Source organism: Jejudonia soesokkakensis, assembly GCF_042664795.1.
GTDB classification, from domain to species: Bacteria; Bacteroidota; Bacteroidia; order Flavobacteriales; family Flavobacteriaceae; genus Jejudonia; species Jejudonia soesokkakensis.
The window spans coordinates 108,366-135,334 of record NZ_JBHTBN010000005.1; the positions used below are offsets into that span (position 1 = coordinate 108,366).

Below are 26,969 nucleotides of genomic sequence, written 5' to 3' on the forward strand. Positions count from 1 at the left end.
GCATTCGTATGTGGAATTGGTGTAAAAATTTCTTCGGAAAAAATGATAAGAACCTAACAGTAAAAAGATACCCGTCTGTACGGGAATTGAAAATGAAAAATATTGTATTATTTGGCCCTCCAGGCGCAGGAAAAGGAACGCAAGCAGAAGTATTAAAAGAAAAATATAATCTGATTCATCTTTCTACAGGAGATATGTTTCGTTACCATATGAAAAATGGAACCGACCTTGGAAAATTAGCAAAAAACTATACTGAAAAAGGACATTTGGTGCCCGATTCTGTGACTAACGATATGTTGAAGGCTGAAGTGTCGAGACGTATGGAAGAAAATCCAAAAGGTTTTATTTTTGATGGGTATCCGCGTACCAAAGCGCAAGCACAAGTTTTACGAGAGTTTCTGAAAGAGAAAAACACCCAAGTAGATGCGATGGTAGCTTTAGAAGTCGAAGATGAGGTCTTGGTAGAACGATTACTCGAAAGAGGAAAGTCAAGTGGTCGTGCAGACGATGCGAATGAAGAAGTGATTCGTGAGCGTATTGCAGAATATTATAGAAAAACAGATATTTTAAAAGAATACTATCAAACCGATGAAAAGTATTATGGTGTTGATGGTGTGGGTAGTGTTGAAGAAATTACCGAGCGTTTAAGTGATGTCATAGACGAGCTGTAGTTTCTTTATTTATAAATGTTTTATTTTTAACTGTCCCTTTATGGGGACTTTAGGAGTGACTTCCTAAATTATAAAAGATTCTCGCCAGTGCGGGAAGTAACCATGACAGAAGGCAATTTTGTAGACTACGTAAAGATCCATGTTTCTTCCGGAAAGGGAGGACAAGGGAGTGCGCATTTACGTAGAGAAAAATACATTCCAAAAGGAGGTCCCGATGGAGGTGATGGGGGACGTGGCGGTCACGTGATTTTGAAGGCCAATGAAAATATGTGGACGTTATACCATTTAAAATTTAAGCGTCACTTTAGAGCGGGTCACGGAGGTGCAGGAAGCAAACAAACCAGTACAGGAGCCGATGGAGAAGATGTATATATTGATGTGCCGCTAGGGACTGTGATTAAAAACACAGACACTGGCGAAACCCTAAAAGAATTGTTGGAACATGGAGAAGAGTTAATTATAGCAGAAGGGGGCAAAGGGGGAAGAGGAAATGCACATTTTAAATCGGCTACCAATCAGACGCCTCGGTATGCACAACCAGGAATGGATGGCGAAGAAGCTAACTTTACGTTAGAAATGAAAGTGTTGGCAGATGTGGGACTTGTAGGTTTTCCAAATGCAGGTAAATCTACCTTACTTTCAGTAATTACAGCAGCAAAGCCTAAGGTTGCTAATTATGAGTTTACAACACTAAAACCTAATTTGGGTATTGTGGAATATCGCAACTTTCAGACGTTTGTGATGGCCGATATTCCTGGAATTATTGAAGGTGCTGCAGAAGGTCGCGGGCTAGGACATTATTTTCTACGTCATATTGAACGCAATTCAACCTTGTTATTTTTGATTCCTGCAGATGCGCCAGATATCAAAGAACAGTATGAAATACTTTTGGACGAATTAAAACGCTACAATCCCGAATTGTTGGATAAAGATAAATTGGTTGGGATTTCAAAAAGCGACATGCTCGATGAGGAGTTAAAAGCAGAAATGAAAGAGTTATTAGACAAAGAATTTAAAGGCATTCCGTATTTGTTCTTTTCTTCAGTAGCACAACAGGGATTGATGGAGTTAAAAGATACCCTTTGGAAGATGTTGAATGAAACTTCGGTGCATTAACGTTCCTTTACAATCTCTTGGCGTACTTTTTGCGTAGCTTTAGCATAGAAACTATTACCATGAAAACTATATATGCATTCTTGCTTACAACCCTACTTGTTTCCTGCGGAGCAAGCGTAGGGATTGATTATGACAAACAAACCGACTTTTCTCAATACACTTCTTATAATTATTTCCCTACGATAAATTCTGGTTTAAATCAGTTAGACGATAAGCGTATTATACAAGCTACCGATAGCATACTGCAATCCCGGGGATTTACAAAGTCTGAAAGCCCCCAATTTCTTATTAATTTTTTTGCCCGTGAAACTGTATCTAATTCTCGTAATACAATTGGAATTGGTGTAGGTAGTGGTGGCGGAAATGTAGGCGTAGGGGTGAGCGGTGGTATTCCTATTGGAGGTAAAGTAGTGAATCAAGAATTGACCATTGACTTTATTGATGCAGCCAGAGACGATTTAATCTGGCAAGCCGTTATCGATGGAGAGTATAAGGAAAAAGCTTCACCAGAACAACGACAGTTACATTATTTTTCGGTGCTTCAGAAGTCATTGTCTAAATATCCTCCTAAAAAGAAATAAAAAACAGTACTACAAACCTATTTTATGAAATATCTATTTTTTCTATTTTTTATACCTTCAATAGTAATGGCACAAACCGATTTTCAGAATGCCGAAAATTATTTTAAAAAGGAGCAATTCAGTAAGGCTAAACCCCTTTTTGAAAAGTATCTAGCTGAACATCCTTCTCACGAGAAAACGATGGAATATCTGGGCGATATTGCGGGCTATTATAAAGATTGGGATACTGCCATCGATTATTATGAAGTCTTAGTAGAGAAAAATGATAAAAGTGCCAATTATCACTTTAAACATGGCGGCGCATTAGGAATGAAAGCATTATCCATCAGCCGAATTCGAGCAGCCACCTATATTGGCGATATTAAATCTGAATTTGAAACAGCTGCAAGGCTTGATCCTAACCATATAGAGGTGCGCTGGGCATTGGTAGAGTTCTACATACAGTTACCAGGCATTATTGGCGGAAGCGAAAGCAAGGCGATTAAATATGCAAACCAATTAGCTAAGATTTCTCCCGTCGATGGCTATTTGGCCAATGGATATATTGCAGAATATAGTGACCGCCCAAAAGATGCCGAAAAATTTTATAAAAAAGCCATTGAGATTGGTGGTTCGCCAACGACCTACGAAAAACTAACTGAACATTACGAGAAGAACAATAAGCCCAAAGAAGCAATGGAAACTGCTTCACAATCGCTCAAAATTCACAAAAGAAACCAATTAAATTATCAGATAGGTAAGATTGCGGCTCAATATAATCTGGATGCAGAGTTAGGGATTAATTGCTTACAGGCCTATATCGAGAATCATTCGGCTAAGGATGGCGTTCCTAAAGACTGGGCGTATTACCGTATGGCTCAAATTTATAAAAATCAAGGAAAAAAAGCGACGGCTTTAGTCTGGATCAATAAAGCTCTAAAGGACCGTCCCGATTTTGATGAAGCTTTAAAGGAAAAGAAACGTATTGAGGCATTGTAAAATATTCTTACTTTAAACAGTAATTTTCTTATAACTTTACAAGATCGTTTTAGAAAATACCTCATTATCAACCAATTTTTAAATTTCTCCATTCAAAGATGAAAGTACATTTTATTGCCATAGGCGGAAGCGCGATGCATAACCTTGCGTTAGCGTTGCATAACAAAGGATATCAAGTAACAGGAAGTGATGATGAGATTTTTGATCCTTCAAAAAGCAGGTTGGCTGCAAAAGGATTATTGCCAGAAAAATATGGTTGGTTTACAGGAAATGTTACTTCAGATCTGGATGCTGTTATTTTGGGAATGCACGCCAAAGAAGACAACCCAGAGCTATTAAAGGCTAAAGCACTTAATATAAAAATTTATAGCTACCCAGAATTCTTATATGAGCAATCCAAACATAAGACTCGTGTTGTAATTGGAGGTTCACACGGAAAAACCACAATCACATCTATGATTTTACATGTGATGCATTATCATGAGAAAGAAGTTGATTATATGGTAGGTGCCCAACTGGAAGGATTTGAAACGATGGTTCATTTAACCGACGACAACGATTTTATGGTCCTGGAAGGGGACGAATACTTGTCTTCACCAATTGATAGGCGCCCAAAATTTCATTTGTATAAACCCAACATTGCTTTATTAAGTGGAATCGCCTGGGATCATATTAATGTGTTTTCTACCTATGAAAATTACGTAGAACAATTTTCAATATTTCTGAATGAAATTACGAATGGCGGAACTATTGTCTACAATACTGAAGATTCCGAAGTAAAAAGAGTAGTTGAAGAATCAACCGCAACGATAAAAAAAGTGCCTTATAAAACACCAGAGTATTCCGTAGAAAATGGAATGACCTTGCTGGAAACGCTTGAAGGTCCTATGCCTATTGAAGTGTTTGGAAAACACAATCTGAATAATCTAGAAGGGGCCCGATGGATTTGTCAGTTAATGGGTGTCGACGCAGATGATTTCTATGAAGCCATCGCTACTTTTAAAGGAGCGAGTAAACGTCTGGAAAAAATAGCGGAAAGTGAAACGGCAATCGCATACAAAGACTTTGCGCATTCTCCTAGTAAGGTAATGGCAACCACTGCTGCAGTAAAAAACCAGTTTCCCGAAAGAAAACTCATTGCATGTCTTGAGCTCCACACTTACAGTAGTTTAAACCCTGAGTTTCTCAAGGAATACAGAGGAGCTCTGGATGCTGCAGATACAGCAGTAGTGTTTTATTCACCACATGCGGTTATGATAAAAGGGTTGGAAGAAATTAAACATGAACAAATAGAAGCAGCTTTTGACAGAAATGATTTAGTAGTCTTTACCAATCCAACCGATTTTAAAACCTATTTATTTTCACAAGACTTCAAGGATACATCCTTATTGTTAATGAGCAGTGGAAATTATGGAGGATTGGATTTTGAGGAAGTGAAAGAGTATTTGATTTAAGGTTCTAATTGTAAATTTACTTATAATTTATCTACGCAACGTTTATTGATTCAATGCATCTTTAAAATAGAATATCAAAGAATTTGGTATTGTCATTAAAGAAAATGCTTATACTTGATTAATACTTAATTTCAAACAAATCATTATGTATAAGTTGCTTTTATTAAGTATTATTCCTTTTTTTTTAATCTCCTGTAATAAGAACGATAACTCCAGTTCTCAAGATATTGAAGCGTCAAATTATTTTGCTTTAACTTTAGGGAATAGCTGGACCTATGATGTTTTTGAATTTAGAGAATCTTCCGGTAATTATGAACCATTAGGATATAAAATTATTACCTCTATTTCTAGAAAAAAGACTATTAATGGAAAGATATTTTTCTATTTAGAAACTAATGAAGAAGGGAATAATGTAAATTTTAATCTTGTTGATTATGTCGGAAATATTTTCGTAAGAGACTCTCTAGGGTATCTAGTGAGGCCTGATGGTGTCATAAAATTTACAACACAAACTTCAGACCCCTATTTTATTAATGCTACTGGTTTAAATAAACAGTATGGGCAATACATTCCTGAAGTAATTACGTTAGAAACCCCTATGGGCAATTTTCAAGACATTGATTTTAACAAAACATTTTTAGATTTTGAAAATGGAAATAATTCTCATGATCTTGAAAAAACCTATTATAAATCTGGAGCAGGTCTTGTAGTAAAGGTTGTAACTTCAATTAATAATCCAAACTCATCATATTTTTTAGTGCTAACTGACAGTAATGTTAATTAATTAAACCATTATGTGTAAATTCCTTTATTAAAGTATTATTTGTTTGATATTAATTTCTTGTGATAGCGATTATAACTCTACACCTGAAGATATTGAAGCGTACTGGGAATCCAAATGACTATGAAAAAATTGACAATAGGCTAATTGCGACCATTACGGGTACAGAAATAATCAATGGAAAGACATACTACGTTTTTGAAAATTCTTCTCAAGGAATAGCTACCTGCTCTGCATGTGATAATTGTATAGGGAATAATAAAGTGCGTGAAGCAGATGGATTTTTGAAAGATGATGCAGGAATTTTGCAATTTGTGAACCAAGCTTCAGAACCTTATATGATTGGTTCTTATAATTTTGGAGATATATTTGGTAAATACTCTCAAGCGGTTGTTTTTGGAACTCCAGAAGGTGAATATTTTGACTTAACTACAAATGAGATTTACGTAATTCTTCCTAATAGTGAGACCTCAGAAGGCATAGATGTTTTAGCTTATAAAGAATGTGAAAGACTATTAGGTAGATCAATTTCAGCAATCAGCGATTCAAGACCTATTTATTATACGCTGTTTGTAGAAAATGTGATTTTACCAGACTAAGTTATAAATAGATTTCTTCAATAAACACCCTTTTAGTCGAAGGAGTATTTTTTAAAAGCTCCTGCTTGGCATTTTCATAATCCTGCGCATTTTTATCCTGTGACAATTTGAACTTCCCTTCCCAATTTGTAATCGTAATATCAAATGCCTGAATATAATTTACGAATCTGTCCATCGATTTGTTCTCTTTATCGAGTATGTATTTCTGATCAGGTTGTTCTAGAAACTCGGTCATCGCAATCATCGTATTTTTGGCTGCTTCTGGTTCATTGATTAACGAGATAGTTCCTTTTACATGTACGATGATATAATTCCAGGTGGGTAATTGTTGTGTTGTATAAATACTGGGCGAGATATAGGTGTCTGGACCTTTAAAAACTACTGTAACATCTGCTCCATCTACTAATGTTTCAACCTGCGGATTAAATTTATCGATATGCGCCACAAGTTTGCCACTTTTGTCATTGTAGATGATAGGAATATGTGTTATAAAAGGCTCATCATTTTTTGCTGAAACTAACATACCCAACGGATAATTTTTAATGACAGCTATCATTTTTTGAATATCTTGAGACTGGTGATGAGATGGTGGATACATGATAAGGTAGAAATACGAATTTTGAAATACGAAAGTACTACATTATAGGCTGAAACGCTATAGCTTTATTATACTATAGTAATACAGATTTTTCGATTTATATTTTAACCTTCAAAATGGAGAAAGCGCCGATCTAGGTGTTTATTGAAGATTCTTTAACGGTATATTTCTCAAAAATGTTGCTTCGTAATCTATCATTTTTGTTCAATACACCACCCCATCAATAATCCCAATAATTAATCTTATACCCCAAATTGTCTTAAATGATGGTCCAAATGCTTTAAGAAAAATTAACGCTACGTTTATATAATTTGTGAACGCAAGCTACAAATTTTATAAACATACCACCCCTTCAATACATACCCAAAATGTGCTAAACACCAAATTGTCTTAAATGATGGTCCAAATGCTTATACTCCATTTGTCCCCATTGTTGGGTGGTAAATTCTCCAAAAGCAGGATGTTTGGGCCAGTTGTGAGCCTCTCCTTTTTGGTGAAATTCATCAATCAAAGAAAGTAAACGTTCTCGTTCCTTTTCAAAATCTCTATCATCCCTAACCTGAAACTCTTTAGGCGTAGGCATTCCTTTTTTCCATGGCTTATCATTATATAAGCTCTTTTTAAAAAAAGGGATCATGAGTCGCATAAATAAAGGAGGTTTTTTGGGTGTGGTTTTCTCTAGTGGAACTAAGAAAGCTTTCTGGCAATGATGTGCCATTTGTCCAGCAGTCATTTTTCCCCACTGTCTTTGGGAAGTTTCAGACATTGAATTTAGTCTGTTCTTGATTTCGGAATAGGCTTCAGTAGTAAAAAGTGATTTCATGGTTGAGATTTATAACAATAAATATAGACTATTATTTATATATTTGAAAAACTCCCCTCTTAATTAGCTTTCAGCTTTGAAAGATATAAAACCACCATTTTCAATTAAAAATTGGAATGAAGATGATCGTCCGCGCGAAAAATTACTTTTAAAGGGACGCAGCGCCCTTTCTGACGCAGAACTAATAGCGATCTTAATTGGGAGCGGTAGCAGGAATGAAAGCGCGGTGGCACTCAGTCAAAGAATTCTAGCCTCTGTTATTAATAATCTCAAAGAATTAGGAAAGCTAGAGGTAGCGCAATTACAAGAATTTAAAGGAATAGGGGTGGCAAAAGCCGTTACAATTGCGGCTGCTTTAGAGTTGGGGAGAAGGCGAGGAGGTGAAGTTGCTGCTAAGAAAAACAAAATTACATCCAGTACCTCTGTTTTTGAATTAATGCACCCTATTTTAGCTGATCTACAACATGAAGAATTTTGGATTCTATACCTAAACAATTCAAATAAAATACTTCAAAAATCACAACTCAGTAAAGGCGGAATTACAGGAACGCTCGTCGATGTACGAATCGCTTTTAAAAATGCAATACAATTGGGAGCGGTCGCAATTATTTTGGTTCACAACCATCCAAGCGGGACATTAACGCCTAGTGCTGCAGATAAAACCTTGACGCAGAAAATGAAATCTGCCGGAGAAAGTCTGGATATTAAAGTACTGGATCACTTAATCATTACTGAAAATGCGTATTTTAGCTTTGCAGACGAATCTCTTATCTAAGGTGCATGCTATTAGTTTTTACTCAAAAAATAACTCCCAGAATACCATATGTTTTTAAGCATATCTGTACCAGGATTTTAGGGATTGAAGTGACCTTTACTTCGGTTATTGAAGAGTTTATTGCGCATGCTGGGCCTAAACTTTCATATGGAAAACAGCCCATGGGAAACGAGTTTTTTGTGCAAAGTCACGGGCTTTTAACTCAGCAGGGAATTGAAAGTATTGATATAGTTGTTAAAGACTGGGAAGAAACTAAATGTTTTTTTGCAACTTCGGAAAGAAGTATGATTCCTTTTGATATTTTTTCTGCAGCCTTTTACTTGTTAACTCGTTATGAAGAATATTTACCCCATGTAAAAGATGAGTTTGGAAGATATCCTGCTTCAGAGAGTCTAGGGCTAAAAAATAATTTTTTAACACAGCCTATCATAGACGTATGGGCCTATAAGTTTAAAAGCTTACTTCTAGATTCATTTGAAGAGCTCAACTTTCCGAAGAAAAAAATGACCATTCATAATTTAGTGCTCATTCAAGAGCCGTACGCTTTTAAACAAAAAGGTTTTTTTAGATCTATGGTTGGGTACGGAAGCGATCTCATTCAACTGAAGTTCTTACGACTTTTTAAAAGAACGAATGTTATTTTGAAAGTAAGTAAAGATCCTTTTGAAATTTACGAATGGCTTATAGAGACCACAAAAAAAAGCACTGCAAAACTTACGGCATTTTTTCTATTAGGAGAAGCGACACGATTTGAAGAGAGTATCAATACTCGGAGAGAGCAATTTAAATTACTAATAAAACATATAGGCGATTATAAACAAGTAGGACTTATCTTTTCACAACAAGCACTCCAAGAATACGACTTGCTTAAATTTGAAAAACAACGAATTGAGGAGATTACAAATAGAGATTTACAAGGGTCTATAAACACTAATTTTTTAGTAGATCTACCTAATATTTACCGCAATCTTGTAGAGTTGGAAGTAGGCCACGACCATACAATGGTATACCAAAACACACCAGGTTTTAGAGCAGGTACCTGTACTCCTTTTTTATTTTATGATCTTGATTTTGAAATCAAAACACCTCTTATCATACATCCTGTAGCGCTTACTGCAGAATCTTTGTTTCCTTTAAAAGATGCTGAGAGAAGAGTATTATTAGATAGAATGCTCCACGATGTTACTTCTGTAAATGGTACTTTTTCAATGATCTTTAAGAATACAGATTTTTCACTAAAACTCAAAAACAGGGTATGGAGAACCTTATTATCCTCAACATTACATCAAAATGATTAAACATATTTTTTTTGATCTGGATCATACCTTATGGGATTTTGATAGAAATTCTGCACTGGCCTTTAAACGGGTTTTTTTAAAGCATCATATTGAACTCGAAATTGAAAAGTTTTTGGAAGCATACGAGCCTATAAATTTCAGTTACTGGAAAGAGTTTAGAGAAGAACGTGTTACAAAGGAACAACTACGCCGGGGGAGACTTACCGATACATTTAAGATGTTTAATAAAGAGTATTCGCTTGAAATGATCGATGTATTAGCACATAGTTATATAGAAGAACTACCTTTTGACAATCATCTTTTTAGTGGAACAGTAGAAGTGCTTCAGTATCTTTCAGAAAAGTATACCCTTCATATTATTACCAATGGTTTTGAAGAAGTACAGCACCTAAAGCTAAAAAATAGTAAAATCGATCATTTTTTTGAAACAGTAACTACTTCCGAAGAGGTTGGAGTAAAAAAGCCAAACCCAAAAGTATTTCAACGGGCATTAGAAAAAGCAGCTGCCCTTTCTCACGAAAGTGTCATGATAGGGGATACATTTGAAGCAGATATCCTGGGTGCAGAAGCAATAGGTATGCAAACTATTTTTTATAATTACAGAAAAGAAACGCTACCAGAGACATATTGCGTGGTCAATTCCTTACTTGAAATTAAAAGACATCTTTAAATAATAATTAGCGGTATGGGTTCGTTACTATAAAAGATATCCCCAACGTAATGAAAAAGAACCTATTGCTCCCATTTTTGGGTGTCTTTCCATTTTTAATAGCAGCCTCTTGCGTCAAAGACACAGATTTTAATCAAACAGATGATATTGTACTTACTCCAGTTGTAGAGCTGGACCTTATATACTTTAATCTTACCGCAAGTGATTTTTATGACGAAAACACGATGACCGAACGTTTGACGCTGCGAGACACAACAGAAATTCGCTTTCTTGACGACACAGCAACACAGGATAATCTTGTTCGAGCCGATTTCTATTTCGAGTTTACAAATAGTATTCCCAGAGATTTTACGGTAGGGTTTCAGTTTTTAAATGAATTTAATGAAGAAACTTATTTTTCGGGGACACAGGTAAATCAAGGTTCTGAACAAAGTCCAGTTGTTACAATCTTTGAAGATAGAGTGGAAGGTACAGATTTGGAACAACTCACCATGGCAAATAAAGTAATAGTAACAGTAGACATTCCATCTTCTAATGCGACACTTCAAGGAAATCTTGATCTGCAATCCAAGGCAACTTATTTTTTAGAAATAGACCAAGGGCAAGATTAATACTATGAAATATATTTTGCTTTTCATTTTGGTCTTTGGCCTTTCTTCTGCTATGGCACAAAACAAACAAGTGCTGTACGGGCTTGAAGAAATTCCGCAATCGCTATTGCTTAATCCTGGAGGAAAGGTTTCCCAAAAAGCTCATTTTGGGATTCCCTTATTCTCACAATTTCACCTAAATGCAGGAGTCACAGGAGTTACTGTATTTGACATATTTGGTGCTACAGGAGAAAATATAAATGATAAGATTAGACGTGCTGTTTTCACACTGGAGAATACAGACTTCTTTTCTGCCACTCAACAACTGGAGATCATTAACTTTGGCTGGCGATCAAAAAAGGACATATATTTTTCTGGAGGCATTTATGAAGAATTTGACTTTATACTATATTATCCCAGAGATCTTGCCATTTTAGCTTATGAAGGAAATGCAGATTACATTGGTGATCCATTTGACCTTGGGGAGTTAAAGACAACGGGTGATTTACTCACTGTGTATCATTTTGGAGCCAGTAAGGAAATTTCGAAGAAACTAACGGTTGGACTACGGGCAAAATTATATTCGAGCATGTTAAGTTTTAAAAGCACAGATAATAAAGGAACTTTTATTACAACTGAAGGCAATCCCGACAGTAATAATATTTATGAGCATACCCTTCAGGGATTGGATGCAAGTATTCAAACTTCTGGATATGCATCTCTTCGAGAGATGGACGGCTCCTCTCAAGTGGTAAGTGAGATACTGGGTCGCGCGTTGTTTGGAGGAAATATTGGAGTAGGAGTAGACCTTGGAGCGACCTATGAAGTGTCAGATAGGATTACAGCTACAGCGAGTATATTGGATTTTGGCGCCATTTTTCACAGTAAAGATATAGAAAGCTACAATGTTAAAGGAGAGTATACCTTAGTTGGCATAGAACTTATTTTTCCTCCATTAGGAGATGGAGAAGCAACTTTTCCATATTATCAGAATTTGGAAGACGAGTTTGAAGAGCAAATTCCAGTAGATACTTTAAACACAAAGTACACGCAGTTGCGGCCTCTAAAAGTGAATGCGGGCTTACGATATAGCTTCGGAAAGGCTATTGGAAGTAGTGGTGAATGCGATTGTTTGAATATGGGAGCTGGGATTCAAAGAAACCAGGCGGTTGGGCTTCAATTTTATAGTATCCAAAGACCTAAAGGAATTCAAATGGCAGGCACACTTTTTTATTACAGACGGTTATGGAATTTTCTCTCTGCAAAGGCAACTTATACTATCGATTCCTATTCAAAAGATAATATAGGATTTGGTATGGTTGCTGATATAGGAAAAGTAAATTTTTATATTGCCGCAGATAACTTGTTGCGCTATGAAAATCTAGCAAAAGCAAATAGCTTATCTTTACAACTAGGATTAAATATTAAAATAGATAGGGAATGAAAAGGTTAGTACTTCTTTTTTGTAGTTTTTTAATGGTTTCTCAGGTGTTCGCACAAAGATCTGATATAGCTATTAAATATATATCAGTTCCTCAGCAATATGAATTTTTAAAAAGTGTTGACCAGTATCAACTTAATTCTATGACAAAATTCTATCTTAATAAGATGGGGTTTTCTGCTTATTTAGATAATGAATTACCTTCAGCTAACCGTTGCGAAATCTTGACAGCAGATGTCTTGAGAGTAAAACATCTTTTAGTTACGAAGCTTTATTTAAGACTTACAGATTGTAACAATAATGAGGTGTATATTTCTGAAATTGGTAAGAGCTATGAAAAAGAATGGAGGTTAACTTATCAAGATGCATTGCGAGATATTTTTAGAGTTATGGAAGACGAAGGTGCTTCAGCTCAAACTATTTTGCAAAAAAATGAAAAAGACGCTGCGAATGTTGATTTAAATGCATCTGATTTGAAAAAAGATGAAACTTCAGAAGTTATTAAAGCTGAAGTTAAAATGACTGATAAACTAGAAAATGATGAGCCAACTACTTTAACTATTGATGCAACGCCAATAATTACAGAAACTAATGTAATGCCTATCGCCAAGTTTTCAAGCTATACACACAATAACAAAACATTTTTACTTAGGAAAACTACCAAAGGATATTCACTGTATGAAGAAACTTCTGGAACAGGGGATGGTTTACTGCTATTAGGCACGATAACTGTCGAAGATAACATTCTTACTTTTATAGATTCTTCAGATAATAAAAAAGAAGCTTATTTTGACAATGAAAAAAATTTTGTCATTATTCAAGACGGATCATCCTTTGTATATAAGCCCGTAAATTAAAATTTATATTTTTCCTGCCAGAGTGATTGAAGGTGTTTTTTTAGAGTACTTTCTCTAGCATTGTTGCCAGGTACGTATAAAGAAGTGCCTCGAATTTCTTCAGGTAAAAACTCATGTGCTACAAAATTGCCTTCATAATCATGCGCATATTCGTATTCTTTTCCATAACCAAGTTCTTTCATAAGCTTTGTAGGAGCATTTCTAATGGATAGGGGAACCGATAAGTCGCCGGTTTGTTTTACAAGCTTTTGCGCTTTATTTATCGCTATATAAGAGGCATTACTCTTTGGAGAGGTTGCTAGATAAATGGTACACTGACTTAAGATAATTCTTGCTTCAGGATAACCGATGGAGGTCACACTCTGAAAGGTGGTATTGGCTAACACCAAAGCCGTTGGATTTGCCATTCCTATATCTTCGGAAGCTAAAATAACCAACCTTCTTGCGATAAATTTTAACTCTTCTCCTCCTTCGATCATTCTGGCAAGCCAATATACCGCAGCATTAGGATCACTCCCGCGAATCGATTTAATAAATGCTGAAACAATATCATAGTGTTGCTCTCCGGTTTTATCGTATAGCACGGTATTTTTCTGAACCTTTTGTTGTACCATTTCGTTCGTTATGGTAATGTTTTCTCCTTCCGAAGCATTTTCAGAAAGTACTACCAGTTCAAGAATATTGAGCAATTTTCTGGCATCACCGCCAGAAAGTCTTATGATGGCTTCAGTTTCTTTTAAGGTCACATTTTTAGTGCTTAAAACGGAATCATTTTTTAAGGCTCTTTGTAGCAATGCTTCAAGATCTTTTCTGCTAAAGGGTTTTAAAATATATAATTGGCACCGAGACAGAAGGGCAGGTATCACTTCAAAACTTGGATTTTCTGTAGTTGCCCCTATTAATGTAACCCATCCTTTTTCTACAGCACCTAGTAACGAATCTTGTTGCGATTTACTAAACCTGTGAATTTCATCTATAAAAAGAATTGGATTTTTAGATGTAAATAATGAATCACTTTTTTTAGCTTGTTCAATCACCTGACGTACTGCTGCTACGCCACTATCTACAGCGCTTAGGGTATAAAATGGTCTGCCAGATTCGTTCGCGATTATGGTTGCCAATGTTGTTTTTCCAGTCCCGGGAGGTCCCCATAAGATAAGTGATGATAAAACTCCAGACTTTAATTGTGCTGTCAAGGCTCCCTGCTCACCAATGAGGTGTTGCTGACTTAAGTAATCATCAAGACTTTTGGGGCGAATTCTTTCGGCAAGTGGAGTATTCATACCGTGTAAAATTACAAAATAGTACTTTATGCGTCTGCCAATTTATCATACTTTTATCCTTGGTTTACTTTTTGAAATCCAAACAGTATGTCAGAAGAAAAAGGGCTTCAATTTTCACTATCGGTACTTGTTTATCCGCTAGTACTAGTTTTTAGTATGTGGTTGGTATTTTGGGCTGAAACTCGTTTTGGCGTAAATCTTAACCGCTATGGTGTATATCCGCAAAAACTGGAAGGATTGCGTGGTGTCTTATTTTCTCCTTTTATTCATAGTAGTTTGAAACACTTGTTTAACAATTCTGTACCTCTTCTGGTTCTTACTACTGCGCTATTTTATTTTTATAGTAACGTAAAATGGAAGGTATTACTCTTTGGTACTTTAATCACAGGAGTCTTAACTTGGTTTTTAGGACGTCCTGCCTACCATATTGGTGCAAGTGGAGTTGTATATATGTTAGTATCGTTTTTATTTTTTAAAGGGATCTTATCTAAGCAATTTCAGCTCACAGCTTTGTCACTTATAGTTGTATTTCTCTACGGAAGCTTGGTTTGGTATCTTTTTCCTGTTGATGAACAAATATCCTGGGAAGGACATCTCTCTGGTTTTATTGTGGGAACAGTGTTAGCATTATTATTTAAGAAAAATACGATAGAAAATAAAAAGTTTGCTTGGGAGCGAGAGGATTATAATCCAGATGACGATCCATTTTTGCAACAATTTGATGAAAATGGAAATTTTATTGAAAAACCTAAGGAGGACTATATTGACACTGAAACTATAGAGATTGTAAAATCTCCACCCGAAGCATCTTCAGTAAAAATAATTTATACGCTCAAAAAGGAATCTGCTTCAGAAGAAAAAAATGAATAATTATAGGTTTCTTTGTCGTACTGTTTCATAAAGTATGGCACCACAGGCTACAGAAACATTTAATGAATTTATTTCTCCTAATAGAGGTAATGCTGCTTGTTCATCTACTAAATGTAAGACAGATTTTGAAACACCCTTACCTTCAGACCCCATAATAATTGCCATAGGTCTTGTAAGATCTGTATTATAAATGGTTTGTTTTGTTTTTTCAGAAGCAGCTATCGTGATAATATTAGAAGCTTGTAAGTAAAAAATGGCATCTTTAATATGATCTACCTTGCAGATTGGGACATTAAAAATTGCACCAGCAGATGTTTTTACGGTGTCACCGCTTACAGGAGCACCTCCTTTTTTTTGAACAATTATAGCGTCTACACCAGTACATTCTGCGGTTCTTATAATTGCACCAAAATTACGCACATCACTTATCTGATCTAGGATAATAAACAAAGAAGGAGTTTTCTTCTCTAAAGATTCTTCAACGACTTCTTCAATGGTTTTAAAAGTAATTGGAGAGGTAATCGCTACAATTCCTTGATGATTCCCTTTGGTAAGTCTATTTAATTTTTCTATCGGTACATGCGAGACAGATATATTTTCAGTTTCAAGTTCTTTTTCTATTGCCTCCAGTTTATCGCTTGCCAGATCCTTTTGAATAAATACCTTATCAAAGGTTACATTTGCTTTAATAGCCTCTTTTACGGGATAGATGCCAAAAATTGTACTTTCTTTTTTACTCATTGTATGTTTTAATTATTTGCAAAGCTACATAAATTAATAAGGCCGCGACTTGCGCGACCTTATTTTAATATTCGTTCGTAAAATAGAAACTAGTAACCAGGGTTTTGAGTTGTTAGTGGATTGGTATTAATTTCATCCTGTGGTATGGGTAAAACTATTAGATTACTATTTGCGGACAAATTTCCAGCCATTAAACCCAAACGTTTAATATCGTGAAGCAAATGGCCCTCAAACGCTAATTCAAAGCGACGTTCTGGAAATACATTGCTTAACGACACTGATCCCAGTAAAGGTGCCATAGCTCTATCTCTAAGTCTATTTAAATCATTGATAGGGGTGTCACCAATTGCTGTATTGAGTCTTAAGTTACTTTCTGCTCTAATAAGATACATTTCAGCTAAACGCATAAAAGGAACATTAGTATCTTCTACTTGCCATTTTGTAGTTGCAGTACCACTAGAGCCACTTGTATAAAAGAAGCTTCCCCTAACGTCTCCAGTTGGAAAAGAAGAAACAAATTGGTTGGTAATCTCAATATCTGGATTACCACTTCTGCCTCCAAATGCTGAGGTTGCCCAAAATGTGTTCATGATATTTGTACCTTCGGTCAACGTTACTTGAAATGAGAAAACATCTTCACTGGAGTTGCTATCATTATTAAAAGCGTCCTCATAATTGGCAGTTAATGAATGACCGCTAGTACCAATTACTGTATTTGACATATCTCTAGCGCCGGCATAATTGCCTTGTTGAAGATATACGCGAGCCAATAATCCTTGTGCAGCAGCTTTATCTGCAAAAAAGCCATTTGAGGCAGGTAATAAAGCAATTGCATCTGTTAAATCAGTAATAACTTGAGTATATACTTCACCAGCACTACTTCTTGCAATTGGATCAATACTTTGAATTGAGGATTCTAATTTTAGTGATACTCCAATTTGAGTTCCATCACCTTGTTTTGCATAAAAACGAACAAGATCAAAATATGCCAAAGCTCTCATAAATTTTGCCTCACCTTCTATTCTTCTTCTTTTTTCATCACTTGATTCAATAACCCCAAGATTTTCTAAAATTACATTACTGTGATTTACAACTCTATAATTTCTATTAAACAATGCCGTTACAAAACCATTTGAGGGTATGATAGTTTTTCGAATTAATTCATCTGGATCAATGAAAGTACCATCCCAGATTACATCATTTGTATTTCCAACTAATTCAGAAATAATATATGCTTGACCACCATACGATCCTGCGCCACCAGCAACTGCATAGGTTCCTATCATTAAATTTGTAATATCATCTTCTGAATTTACGATCAATTCTACAGTTAAACTGTTTTCTGGCACAAATTCGTCAACGGAGCAAGATAAAAAAAATGCAAAAACCGATACGAATGCTATTTTATATATATAATTTTTCATGATATTTTTTTTAAAATTGCACATTAATTCCTATGGTGTATGTTTTGGCAGGAGGTGCAGAATAAAATTCTGTACCTCTATTTAGTGTACCAGCATCATCCCGAGTTGCTTCAGGGTCATAGCCATCATAGTCTGTGAAGGTTAGTAAGTTAAGACCGGTTGCATATACTCTGAGTGAGTCGAAAGGGCCTAAATCAACAAAATTATAACCTAAAGTGATGTTACGGAGTCTAACAAAATCTGAATCTTGTAAATACCTTGAACTTTGACCTCCCAAGTTACTTCCATCACTTCGTAATTGTGGTACATTTGTAATGTCACCAGGTTGTTGCCATCTATCTAATTGACTTATGCTAGGGTTATCTTCAAATACAAAACCATTTTCTTGAAAACGTCCTGCAGAATTATAAATACTTGCACCAAACTGACCCTGAAATGTAAAGCTAAGGTCTAAATTTTTATAGTTTAATGTATTTGTAAGCCCTGTAATAATATCTGGATAAGGACTTCCTAAAACTACCTGCTCAGCATCATTAAAATTGTTAGTAGTATTTCTGTCAAGTGATCCATCTGGAAGCTCAGTATTAAGAAAATATAATGCATCACCATTTGCAGGGTCTACACCTGCAAATTCAACTAAATAAAAACTTGCTAGTGACTCTCCAACTCTAATAATTTGATCTCCAATAATATTTTCTTCTTGTCCGTCAGAAAGTGAAATTACTTCATTTTTATTGTGAGAGATATTAAAGTTCGTTGACCAATTGAAATGTTTAGATCGTATATTTCGAGACGTTAAAGAAAATTCAATTCCTTTATTTTCTACTCGACCAATATTGGTAAAAATAGAAGAACCATCGATACCAATAGTACCAGGAATAGCTGCATCAAGAAGTAAATCTTCTGTATCTTTTACATAGTAGTCTATCTCTCCAAAAATTCTATTTTTAAATAGACCAAACTCTAATCCAATATCATATTGTGTTGTAATCTCCCATTTTAGTTCAGGATCACCTGCACCAGCTAGTGTTAATGATGGAATTCCTCCATAGGCACCAATGCTCACTGAATTTACATAGTCAAAATTTCCTAACGGCTGATTACCAGTCTGTCCATAACTTGCCCTTAACTTCAAGTTTGATAATGTCTCAGAATTTTCTAAGAATGACTCACGTGAAAGTACCCATCCAATAGAGGCAGCCGGGAAATAACCGTATCTGTTATTTGGGCCAAATCTAGAAGAGCCATCAGCCCTCATTGAGGCCTTCAATAAGTATTTTCCTTGGTAATCATAACTGAATCTAGTAAAGAAAGACACAAGGTTACGTTGTGTTGCAGTACTCGTACCACCATCTATAGTTGCAGCTCCTGCTAAAGTAGTAATTAGTGGATTTGCAAAATCGATTCCTGTAATTAAACTGGCTTTTCTTTGACTGTATTCATAACTCATACCTCCAATTAAATTGATGTTATGAGAATTGTTTATTGAAGTATCAAACGTTAAGAAATTATTTGACGTGTAAAAATCATTAATAATAGTTCTGTTGGATGCTTGTCCATTGTCTGCTCCTTGAAAGTCAGTTTCTGGCCCTCTAAATTCTTCTTCCAACTGGTTAAAGTGTTCATACCCTAATTCGCTCCTAAATGAGAGACTAGGTAGGATATTGTATTGTGCAAAAGCACTTCCTCCAAAATTCCAAATATTTGTTTTATAAAAGGCAAATTTATCTTCTAATAAAAAATTAGGATATAATGTATTGCTATTTATAGTTCCGTCTTGATTAAATGGACTTGAAATAGGAACTTGAGCTATTGCTTGAAGGGGTGTCACAAAGAGGTTGTCTGAAGCAATTCTGTCGATTTCACTTTTTCCAATTCTTAGGTTAGCTCCTGCTTTAAATTTTTCTGAGACACTTCTATCTGCATTTATACGAAAATTATAACGTTCAAGGGTGTTTCCACGAACAATGCCTTCTGTTAGATTACTTCCTAATGACATGTAAAAGGTAGAATTCTCATCACCTCCAGATACTGAAACGTTATTCTCAAGTATGCTACCTTTAACTAAGGCCAAATCTGTCCAATTTGTATCGACTTCAGCATTTCTCCAGTCATTAGTAAAACCATTAGAGTCTGTAGCTAATGCATCTAATTGATTGTCTATCGAAGTTTGAGCGACACCAGAATTTAATCTAGATTCTGTAAATAATTCTACATATTGCTCTGCGTTTAAAAACTCTCTTTTATTAGTGGCTTCACTACGTCCATAAGAAGAATTAAAATTAACTTTCAACTTTCCAGACTTTCCCTTTTTCGTAGTAATAATCACCACACCATTAGTACCTCTCGAACCGTATATAGCAGCAGATGAAGCATCTTTTAATATTTCGATAGACTCAATATTATTTGCATTAAGATTTATTAAAGGATTCGTAGGAGCCCCAGTACCAGATTCTTGATTATTAAGAACAGGAACACCGTCTACTACAAAGAGAGGTTCTTGGGTTCCATTAATACTAGAAATTCCACGAATAGTAAAATTAACACTACCTTCAGCTTTACCATTAGTTTGCTGAATTTGTACACCAGAGAGTTTACCTACTAATGCATTCTGAAAATTTGCATTTGGAACTTCTTTTATATCCTCTGCATCAACAGATGAAATAGCATCAGTCAATTTTCTTTTTGTCGTTGTTCCATATCCTACAACTACCACTTCTTCAAGCTGTGCAGCATCTTCTACCATAGTTACATTTATAGAATTTGAAGTTTCTGTGACTCTAACTTCCTGTGGAACAAATCCCAAGTAAGTAAATACTAAAGTTTGACCAATCGATGCTGATAGAGAGTATTGGCCGTCAATGTTTGATTGAGTTCCATTACTGGTACCTTTTACGACAATATTTACACCAGGTAAAGGCGTTCCATTATTGTCTGAGACTGTTCCTGAAATCGTTTTGATCTGAGCTTGGACTATAGCACAGAATAAAATGAAACAGAACAAGAGTAGTTTTGTTTTCATATGTTGGTTGTTTTATTGTTAATTGTAAAAATGCTAATTAAATGTTAATAAAACAACTTTTGTTAACAAATCGTTATGAAAACAACTTAAAACAAAAAAAATCCCGCCAATTGGCGGGATTTTTAAATGATATGAATACTTGGTTTACTTAGTATCCAGGATTTTGATCTGCTTGAGACAATGATGCATTACGGTCAATCTCATTCTGAGGTATTGGCCATAATAATTGTCTTGCAGTAAAGTTAAGTCCTTTGCTGGTAATTACCTGCTGAGCTAGACCTAATCTCTTTACATCTTGCCATCTTCTACCTTCACCGTAGAATTCAACAAAACGCTCTTGAGCAATTTTTGAAACTACATTAGATGAATTTAAAGGAGCAATAGTACCAAGACCAGCTCTTGTTCTTACTGGATCTACAACAGATGCTGCGTTAGGAGCATTTCTTCTAGCTAATACTTCACCATACATCAACAATACATCAGCATATCTGTAAATGTAAGGTTGAAAGAAAGTACTCTGATACTTGTTAATGAAATTTGTTAAAGGATTTGAAGGATTAACGATTAAGTTTATTCTAGTGTCTCCAGGCTCAAAAGCATCAACTAATTTTTGAGAAGGAGAAACCTCTCTACGACCTGTAGGGGTAAAGAAAGCACTTAATCCGTTTGCATCAACTGCGTTATAGGCAACTCTGAAAATTGCAGATGAATTTGAACTTCCATCCCACAATTCCTCATACGTACCAGTGATAGAATAATCACCAACTAATGAAGCTAATAATGGTTCAGCCAAGTCATATTGACCTCTAAACATGTATACATCAGCTTTCAATAAAGTAAGTGCGTTTTCAGTCATTTGTGTTACTGGATTATTAGAAGCTAGTTTACCTTGAGCTAAATTGATTTCATTCAAGATATACTCATAAACTTCACTTTCAGAAGATCTAGGAACATTTCCAGCTTCTGGACCATCTAATGGCACAGTACCCGTCGGGATTGGTAATCCTCCATACGTTTTAACCATTTGAAAATATGCAAACGCTCTAACTGCATGTGCTTCTGCAACAATTTCAGATCTTCTACTTGGAGAAATTACATTATCTTCAAGATCTTCAGTTAAACGAGCTATTTCTACAGATGAATTTATGGCATTGTAATGACTTGCCATAATATTAGTCATTGCAAAATTGTTTGTCAAGAAATTATTGAACAATGCTTCATCTAAGTGAGGGAATGATCCAGGATGCTCAAGTTCGTCTGCATACAATCCTTGTACCATTTTTGGTTCTGCTCCTGCAACATATCTGCTTTGCAGGTTGTCGTACATTCCGAATAATGCTAATTCTGCTGTTTCTTCATCAACAATAAATTGATTTAGACCTAAAACAGAAGGGTCTGTTAAATTTAGTCTGTCTTCACATCCAACAAATAGGATAGAAACACAAACAATTGCTATTTTTATTATGTTATTTTTCATGATTTTTTTTTTAGAATGATAAGTTAACTCCGAATTTCCATACTTCGGTGTTACCTTGAGTTAAAAAGTCTGTTCCTCTAGATACATTCGAGTTACCAAATACGTTAACTTCTGGATCTGTACCTGAATAATCAGTAATCAACACTAAGTTGTCTGCAGATACATAAAATCTAATCTGGTCAAAACCATTGATTTTAGGTAATGTATATCCTAAAGTTATATTTCTAAGCTTTATATAAGATCCATCTTCTACAAATCTAGTAGAGTCTTGGTTGTTATACGCTCTAGTTTGGTTGTTTGGACGAGGAATATTTGTATCTGTATTTGTTGGTGTCCACCAGTCTAATTGATTTTTAAACTTATTGAATACACCGTTAGCAGCTGTTCCTGCAAAAGCAATGTTGTTATTATATACATCATTACCTTCAGATAAAGCCCATAAGAAACTTAAATCGATATTCTTGTAGTTTAAGTTACTTCTCCAGTTAAGCGTATAATCTGCCCATGGGTCACCTCCATTGATAAAGTCATCGTCATTAAGAACTCCGTCACCGTTTTGGTCAATGTAACGAACATCACCAGCTCCTACACCATCTACAGCAAGAAAAGCAGGTACTTCAGCATCAGTTTGGTATAATCCATCTGCTTCAAGAACGTAGAAATATCCTAACGTTTCACCTTCTTCCACACGGTTTACGAAACCAGTGTTAATAGGGCTTGTGTTACCTTCAGCATCTTTTGGTAAGAAAGTTACCGTGTTTTCAAGCGTACTAAAGTTAAAGTTGTTAGACCATGTTAAATTATCATTGTCGATAACTCTAAGACCAAGATCAATTTCATGTCCTATGTTTTCAATTGCTGCAACATTCTGACTAACAGTAAATCCAGCTTGGTTTAATGGTAATGGTACTGGTAATACAAGTGAATTGTCAAATGTTTGCTTGATATAGTAAGAATAATTTAAATCAATTCTGTTATCAAGAAATTTAGCGTTGAAACCAACATCATACTGCTCTGTTTCTTCCCAACGTGCAGTCTCTGCACCTAACGTTAAGAACGTTGAGTTGCTATCTGCGTATTGAGAAGTTCCTGTTACAGGTGCGTTATACCTTCCAAATGGAGAGTCATTACCTGTAATACCCCAAGATCCTCTAATCTTTAAGTAATCAATAAAATTGTTTTCAAAAAATCCTTCTTCAGATAAGATATATGCGAAAGACACACCAGGGAAATAACCTAATCTATCATCTTTTCTAAACTTAGAAGAAGCATCAAGACGAACAGAACCTTCTAAAATTAATTTGTTCCAGAAAGTAAAACCTAATCTTGAAATTGCAGATAAACGCTCCTCTTCAGAGAAAGATCCAAATGTAGCTAATGGCTCAGTTGCTTCAGAGATATACTGTAATTCAGGACTTGGGAAATTTTGTGCATTTCCTCCAGTAGTTCTGGTTGTTCCTCTTTCAAATTCACCTCCTAAATAAGCTCTTAACTTAATATCGTTATCTAAGAAATTCTTGTTGTAGTTAAATGATTGTCTTATTTGATAGATTCTTCTAGAAGTATGAAATTCTTGTCCAAAACCATTTTCAACTCCAAAGTTACCTTGTGCAGTTGTTACTGGATTGTAAATTCTTTCTCTATACTCAGACTGGTCAAGACCAAACTTTGTTTCAGTAGAAAAATCATCGTTGATATCATAAGTTAAAGCACCATTCGCTAATACTCTAAAAGTACTACCTTGACCTAAATCCTCTAAAGCGTTTTGTAACGGGTTAGAAAATGTAAATTCTGTAAATGGTGTGAAATCACCATTTTCATCTCTTAAAGATAAACCTGGTCTTTCTAGAATACCTGTAGAAAGTACACCAAAAATGTTATTGTCATTTACGATCTGATTGATAAATTCGTCTGTAAGAGAGATACCACCAACAAACTTTAAGTCATCGTTGATACCTTGTGTAACGTTTAAACGAACACTCTTACGATCAAAATCTTGACTTAGTACAGTTCCTTCTTGGAAGAAACGAGATGCACTTAAGAAAAAGTTAGAATCTTCTTTACCTCCAGAAACACTAAAGTTAGTGTTGTGTGTAATAGCATTGTCAACATATACTTCTTCAAGATAGTTGTCACCTACTTCAGCTTGTGTAAGGTAGAAAGCATCCAAAGTTGCTTGATCTGCACCTACTAATTGTGGATTTCCAGTATCTCCAGAAGAAAATGATCCAGATTGTGATCCTGCATTTTCTGCAGCAGTATCACGGAACTTTAACCACTCTCCGTAGTTCATGATCTCAAACTTGTTAATTGGATTTTGGAATCCAACAACACTGTTTACATTGATCTTAAACTTACCAGCTTTACCTTTTTTGGTGGTAATTAAAACAACACCATTTGAACCTCTTTGTCCATACACGGCTGTTGCAGCTGCATCTTTAAGAATTTCAATGCTCTCGATGTCATCTTGGTTCAAGTTAGATAATGCACTGTTTTGTTGTCCACCAAAGTTATTAGAAACAGTCGTACCTGTAAACATAGGAATACCATCAATAACAAACAGCGGGTTACTATTACCGTTAATCGTAGATGCACCACGTATACGGATAGATACCTCCCCACCTGGAGCACCAGAAGTACTACTTACTTGCGCGCCAGAAACTGTACCTTGAAGTGCATTTGCTACGTTAGAAGTAGTAATGCTTTGAACAGTTTCAATGTCTGCTTTCGAGATGTTTATAGCTAAATCTCTTTGAGTCGTATTACCATAAGTGGTAATTACTACCTCGTCAAGAGCGTTACCTGCAGCCATCGCGACATTGATTGTGTTGGCAGTGCCAACTGTTACTTCCTGAGTTTCAAAACCAACATAACTATAAGTCAAAACCTGACCTACAGTAGCATTGATGGTGTAATTACCATCAAAATCTGTTTGAGTTCCTGTACTCGTCCCTTTAATAATTACATTGGCACCTGGTAAAGGCAAACCAGCATCATCAGATACTGTACCTGTAATTGTTTTTAGTTGTGCGAACGATAGTTGCACAACTAACGCCAATAAAAGCGTTAAAATTCCACTAAACTTTGTTTTCATTTTATAAATTATTTGAATTAGCCAGTGCCAAAAGTCACAATAAAAAGTTAATTACACAACTTTTTAAACTTAAAATTTGGTTTTTTTTTAAAGTAACTGTTAAGCTATTGTTAGGAAATTTAAAATTTAGAAGAAAAACTAATGTGTATTTTTGAATTTGAAAAATTAAAAACTTGATTCTCAGAACGCCCGTTCGCAAAATTCAGCTTAAAAAGACCAGACTTTGAATTAATCCCCAATCCAATACCAAAGCTAAAAAGGTTTTGTTTTATATTAATTACAGCGTTTTCAAAATATCCAAGGTCAATAATGCTATGTAAATATAGATTTGGAGAAAATTGATAGCGGTATTCTGTGTTTAAAATGCTAAAAAGAGAAGCGTCAATACTATTCTCATCAAACCCTCTAATACTGTTAATTCCTCCAAATCTAAATAATTCATTCGTAAAATAGGAGTTTGTCGATAACAAGCTACTGGAGCTCTTTATAAAAATAGAGTTTGAATAATTAAGATTAAAAATAGTGGACGCTGTAATGCTAAATCGTAATTGGTTTTCTTTTTCTTGTTGAAAATTTCTTCTTCCTATTTCACTTTCAAGACTTGCAAAGCTCTTATTTGGAAATAAACTGCTCTGTTGTCCTTTAAAATAAGTAATACCTGTAATAATAAAGTTTGAGGTGTAGTCTTCGATAGGGGTTGTAGTGGGTGTGGTTTCTCTAAGGTTGCTGGACTCGTAGAATTTATATCCTATATATGAGTTTGATCTTGGATTTATTTGATAGGTTACCTTGGCTAGTTGATTTGTGGTAACAAAAGTGCTGTCTCTCTTAAATATTTTTAAGCCTGCGCCTAGTCCAAACGGACTTTTAAAAAGGTAGGGCAGGTCTGTCGATGCTTCAAAATTGACCTGCTCTTTTCCATCTGCTTTATAATTTATACGGAGATGCTCTCCAAAATTTAAATTGTTATTTAAAACAATGTCAAGATATCCATTGAATTCAAGTTTTTGGGTATCCTCGTTAGTTGCAAAACCCAATATGCCATCAAAGGTGTTGTTGGTTTGTTTTTCCAGGTAAAAATACACAGTAGTAGAATCTTTTTTGAAAAGAACTTCTGGTTCTTTTAGGGTAGTCACAAATCCAAGATTGTTGAGCGATTGATTTTGATCTAAGATTTTTTTTCTACTGAAAGTTTTTCCTTTCCTTACACCAGCATAATATTTTATAAAGGATATAGGGAATTTTTCGTATCCTTTGACGATAATTTCGTCAACTATCCTTTTAACTCCAGAATCAATATGTAAGGTTGCAGTGAGTGTGGAGGTGTTTTCAATTTCTAGTTCTGAAAGCCTTATTCTAGAAAATGCGTTCCCCTGATTTGTTTTTAAGGTGTTCAATTTCTGAAGGGTAATTGCTGTTAGTTCGTAAGGGAGGATGAAATAATCCTCGTAAATTTCTGAAGTAACTTGTTGTAATTCTTTTTTGGAAATATCAGTTTCAGAAAAGTACACCTTAATATACTGATATTTGTTTCCTAGAAAATACCTTGCTGTAAAAACACTGTCATTTTTTTTCTGAAAGTTTCTAAGTACGCTTTCTATGTATCCTATGCGTTGTAGTCTTGTCGCAATAGAGTCTGCTTCGGATTTTACACTGCTTACATCCGGATGATTCTCTACAAACTGAATCGAATCTTTTAAGGATTCAGAAATACTTATCTCGCCTTTAATTTCTAAGGTAAATTTCTGTGCAAAACTTTCCGAAGAAAAAATCGTATATATATTAAGGTATAAAAATATGTAGAAAATTAACTTCAAAAAGCGTTC

23 protein-coding genes are annotated in these 26,969 nt (G+C 35.2%); 14 read left to right on the top strand and 9 right to left on the bottom strand.

Annotation, left to right across the window (positions count from 1 at the left end; translation table 11 throughout):
- The first annotated feature begins 92 nt into the window (after positions 1–92).
- From ACFQO1_RS10320 to ACFQO1_RS10350, 7 genes are all read left to right on the top strand, one after another.
- Positions 93–671 (top strand): adenylate kinase, encoded by a 579-nt coding sequence (locus tag ACFQO1_RS10320; RefSeq protein ID WP_380217972.1) that lies wholly within the window; start codon positions 93–95, stop codon positions 669–671.
- 102 nt (positions 672–773) lie between these two features.
- Positions 774–1,787 (top strand): GTPase ObgE, encoded by a 1,014-nt coding sequence (gene obgE, locus ACFQO1_RS10325; RefSeq protein ID WP_380217973.1) that lies wholly within the window; start codon positions 774–776, stop codon positions 1,785–1,787.
- Between the two features lie 59 nt (positions 1,788–1,846).
- Complete coding sequence (locus ACFQO1_RS10330; RefSeq protein WP_380217974.1) at positions 1,847–2,368, top strand: DUF4136 domain-containing protein; 522 nt, start codon at positions 1,847–1,849, stop codon at positions 2,366–2,368.
- 24 nt (positions 2,369–2,392) lie between these two features.
- Complete coding sequence (locus ACFQO1_RS10335; RefSeq protein ID WP_380217975.1) at positions 2,393–3,346, top strand: tetratricopeptide repeat protein; 954 nt, start codon at positions 2,393–2,395, stop codon at positions 3,344–3,346.
- Between the two features lie 98 nt (positions 3,347–3,444).
- Positions 3,445–4,800, top strand: a complete 1,356-nt coding sequence (locus ACFQO1_RS10340) for a UDP-N-acetylmuramate--L-alanine ligase (RefSeq protein ID WP_380217977.1) — start codon at positions 3,445–3,447, stop codon at positions 4,798–4,800.
- 145 nt (positions 4,801–4,945) lie between these two features.
- Positions 4,946–5,584, top strand: coding sequence for a hypothetical protein (locus ACFQO1_RS10345; protein ID WP_380217979.1), 639 nt, complete (start codon positions 4,946–4,948; stop codon positions 5,582–5,584).
- A gap of 92 nt (positions 5,585–5,676) precedes the next feature.
- On the top strand, positions 5,677–6,180 hold the full coding sequence (locus tag ACFQO1_RS10350) for a hypothetical protein (RefSeq protein ID WP_380217980.1): 504 nt from the start codon (positions 5,677–5,679) through the stop codon (positions 6,178–6,180).
- Position 6,181: 1 nt separating this feature from the next.
- Here the strand turns inward: ACFQO1_RS10350 and ACFQO1_RS10355 are convergent, their stop codons facing one another.
- Together ACFQO1_RS10355 and ACFQO1_RS10360 are read right to left on the bottom strand one after the other, a co-directional pair.
- Complete coding sequence (locus ACFQO1_RS10355) at positions 6,182–6,778, bottom strand: FMN-binding negative transcriptional regulator (RefSeq protein WP_380217981.1); 597 nt, start codon at positions 6,776–6,778, stop codon at positions 6,182–6,184.
- 373 nt (positions 6,779–7,151) lie between these two features.
- A complete protein-coding gene (locus tag ACFQO1_RS10360; protein WP_380217982.1) occupies positions 7,152–7,601 on the bottom strand; it encodes a DUF1569 domain-containing protein in 450 nt (149 codons plus the stop codon).
- Between the two features lie 76 nt (positions 7,602–7,677).
- Here ACFQO1_RS10360 and radC point away from each other — a divergent pair, with 76 nt between their 5' ends.
- From radC to ACFQO1_RS10390, 6 genes are read left to right on the top strand one after another with little or no spacing between them, the layout of a single operon-like run.
- A complete protein-coding gene (radC, locus tag ACFQO1_RS10365) occupies positions 7,678–8,376 on the top strand; it encodes a RadC family protein (RefSeq protein WP_380217983.1) in 699 nt (232 codons plus the stop codon).
- A 5-nt stretch (positions 8,377–8,381) separates the two neighbouring features.
- A complete protein-coding gene (locus ACFQO1_RS10370; RefSeq protein ID WP_380217984.1) occupies positions 8,382–9,674 on the top strand; it encodes a DUF7033 domain-containing protein in 1,293 nt (430 codons plus the stop codon).
- Entirely contained in the window at positions 9,667–10,344 is a 678-nt protein-coding gene (locus ACFQO1_RS10375; protein ID WP_380217985.1) for a YjjG family noncanonical pyrimidine nucleotidase, read from the top strand. Before ACFQO1_RS10370 ends, ACFQO1_RS10375 begins: the two co-directional genes overlap by 8 nt.
- A gap of 50 nt (positions 10,345–10,394) precedes the next feature.
- Positions 10,395–10,955: a hypothetical protein gene (locus ACFQO1_RS10380; protein WP_380217987.1), complete on the top strand. Its 561-nt coding sequence runs from the start codon at positions 10,395–10,397 to the stop codon at positions 10,953–10,955.
- Positions 10,956–10,959: 4 nt separating this feature from the next.
- Positions 10,960–12,378, top strand: a complete 1,419-nt coding sequence (locus ACFQO1_RS10385) for a DUF5723 family protein (RefSeq protein ID WP_380217989.1) — start codon at positions 10,960–10,962, stop codon at positions 12,376–12,378.
- Positions 12,375–13,232, top strand: coding sequence for a hypothetical protein (locus tag ACFQO1_RS10390; RefSeq protein ID WP_380217990.1), 858 nt, complete (start codon positions 12,375–12,377; stop codon positions 13,230–13,232). Before ACFQO1_RS10385 ends, ACFQO1_RS10390 begins: the two co-directional genes overlap by 4 nt.
- On the opposite strand, the gene ACFQO1_RS10395 is transcribed toward ACFQO1_RS10390, so the two are convergent.
- Positions 13,229–14,515, bottom strand: a complete 1,287-nt coding sequence (locus ACFQO1_RS10395) for a replication-associated recombination protein A (protein ID WP_380217992.1) — start codon at positions 14,513–14,515, stop codon at positions 13,229–13,231. The two genes, ACFQO1_RS10390 and ACFQO1_RS10395, sit on opposite strands and share 4 nt — an antisense overlap.
- Positions 14,516–14,602: 87 nt before the next feature.
- Here ACFQO1_RS10395 and ACFQO1_RS10400 point away from each other — a divergent pair, with 87 nt between their 5' ends.
- Entirely contained in the window at positions 14,603–15,385 is a 783-nt protein-coding gene (locus ACFQO1_RS10400; protein ID WP_380217993.1) for a rhomboid family intramembrane serine protease, read from the top strand.
- On the opposite strand, the gene rlmB is transcribed toward ACFQO1_RS10400, so the two are convergent.
- The 6 genes from rlmB to ACFQO1_RS10430 form a co-directional block, all read right to left on the bottom strand.
- Positions 15,386–16,126, bottom strand: coding sequence for a 23S rRNA (guanosine(2251)-2'-O)-methyltransferase RlmB (gene rlmB / locus ACFQO1_RS10405; protein WP_380217994.1), 741 nt, complete (start codon positions 16,124–16,126; stop codon positions 15,386–15,388).
- 89 nt (positions 16,127–16,215) lie between these two features.
- Positions 16,216–17,550: a RagB/SusD family nutrient uptake outer membrane protein gene (locus ACFQO1_RS10410; protein ID WP_380217995.1), complete on the bottom strand. Its 1,335-nt coding sequence runs from the start codon at positions 17,548–17,550 to the stop codon at positions 16,216–16,218.
- A gap of 10 nt (positions 17,551–17,560) precedes the next feature.
- Entirely contained in the window at positions 17,561–20,572 is a 3,012-nt protein-coding gene (locus ACFQO1_RS10415; RefSeq protein ID WP_380217996.1) for a SusC/RagA family TonB-linked outer membrane protein, read from the bottom strand.
- A gap of 148 nt (positions 20,573–20,720) precedes the next feature.
- On the bottom strand, positions 20,721–22,049 hold the full coding sequence (locus ACFQO1_RS10420) for a RagB/SusD family nutrient uptake outer membrane protein (RefSeq protein ID WP_380217997.1): 1,329 nt from the start codon (positions 22,047–22,049) through the stop codon (positions 20,721–20,723).
- Between the two features lie 10 nt (positions 22,050–22,059).
- Complete coding sequence (locus ACFQO1_RS10425) at positions 22,060–25,143, bottom strand: SusC/RagA family TonB-linked outer membrane protein (RefSeq protein ID WP_380217998.1); 3,084 nt, start codon at positions 25,141–25,143, stop codon at positions 22,060–22,062.
- Between the two features lie 119 nt (positions 25,144–25,262).
- The gene (locus ACFQO1_RS10430; RefSeq protein ID WP_380218000.1) at positions 25,263–26,960 is read right to left on the bottom strand and encodes a BamA/TamA family outer membrane protein; all 1,698 of its coding nucleotides are present in this window, start codon (positions 26,958–26,960) and stop codon (positions 25,263–25,265) included.
- Positions 26,961–26,969 lie beyond the last annotated feature (9 nt).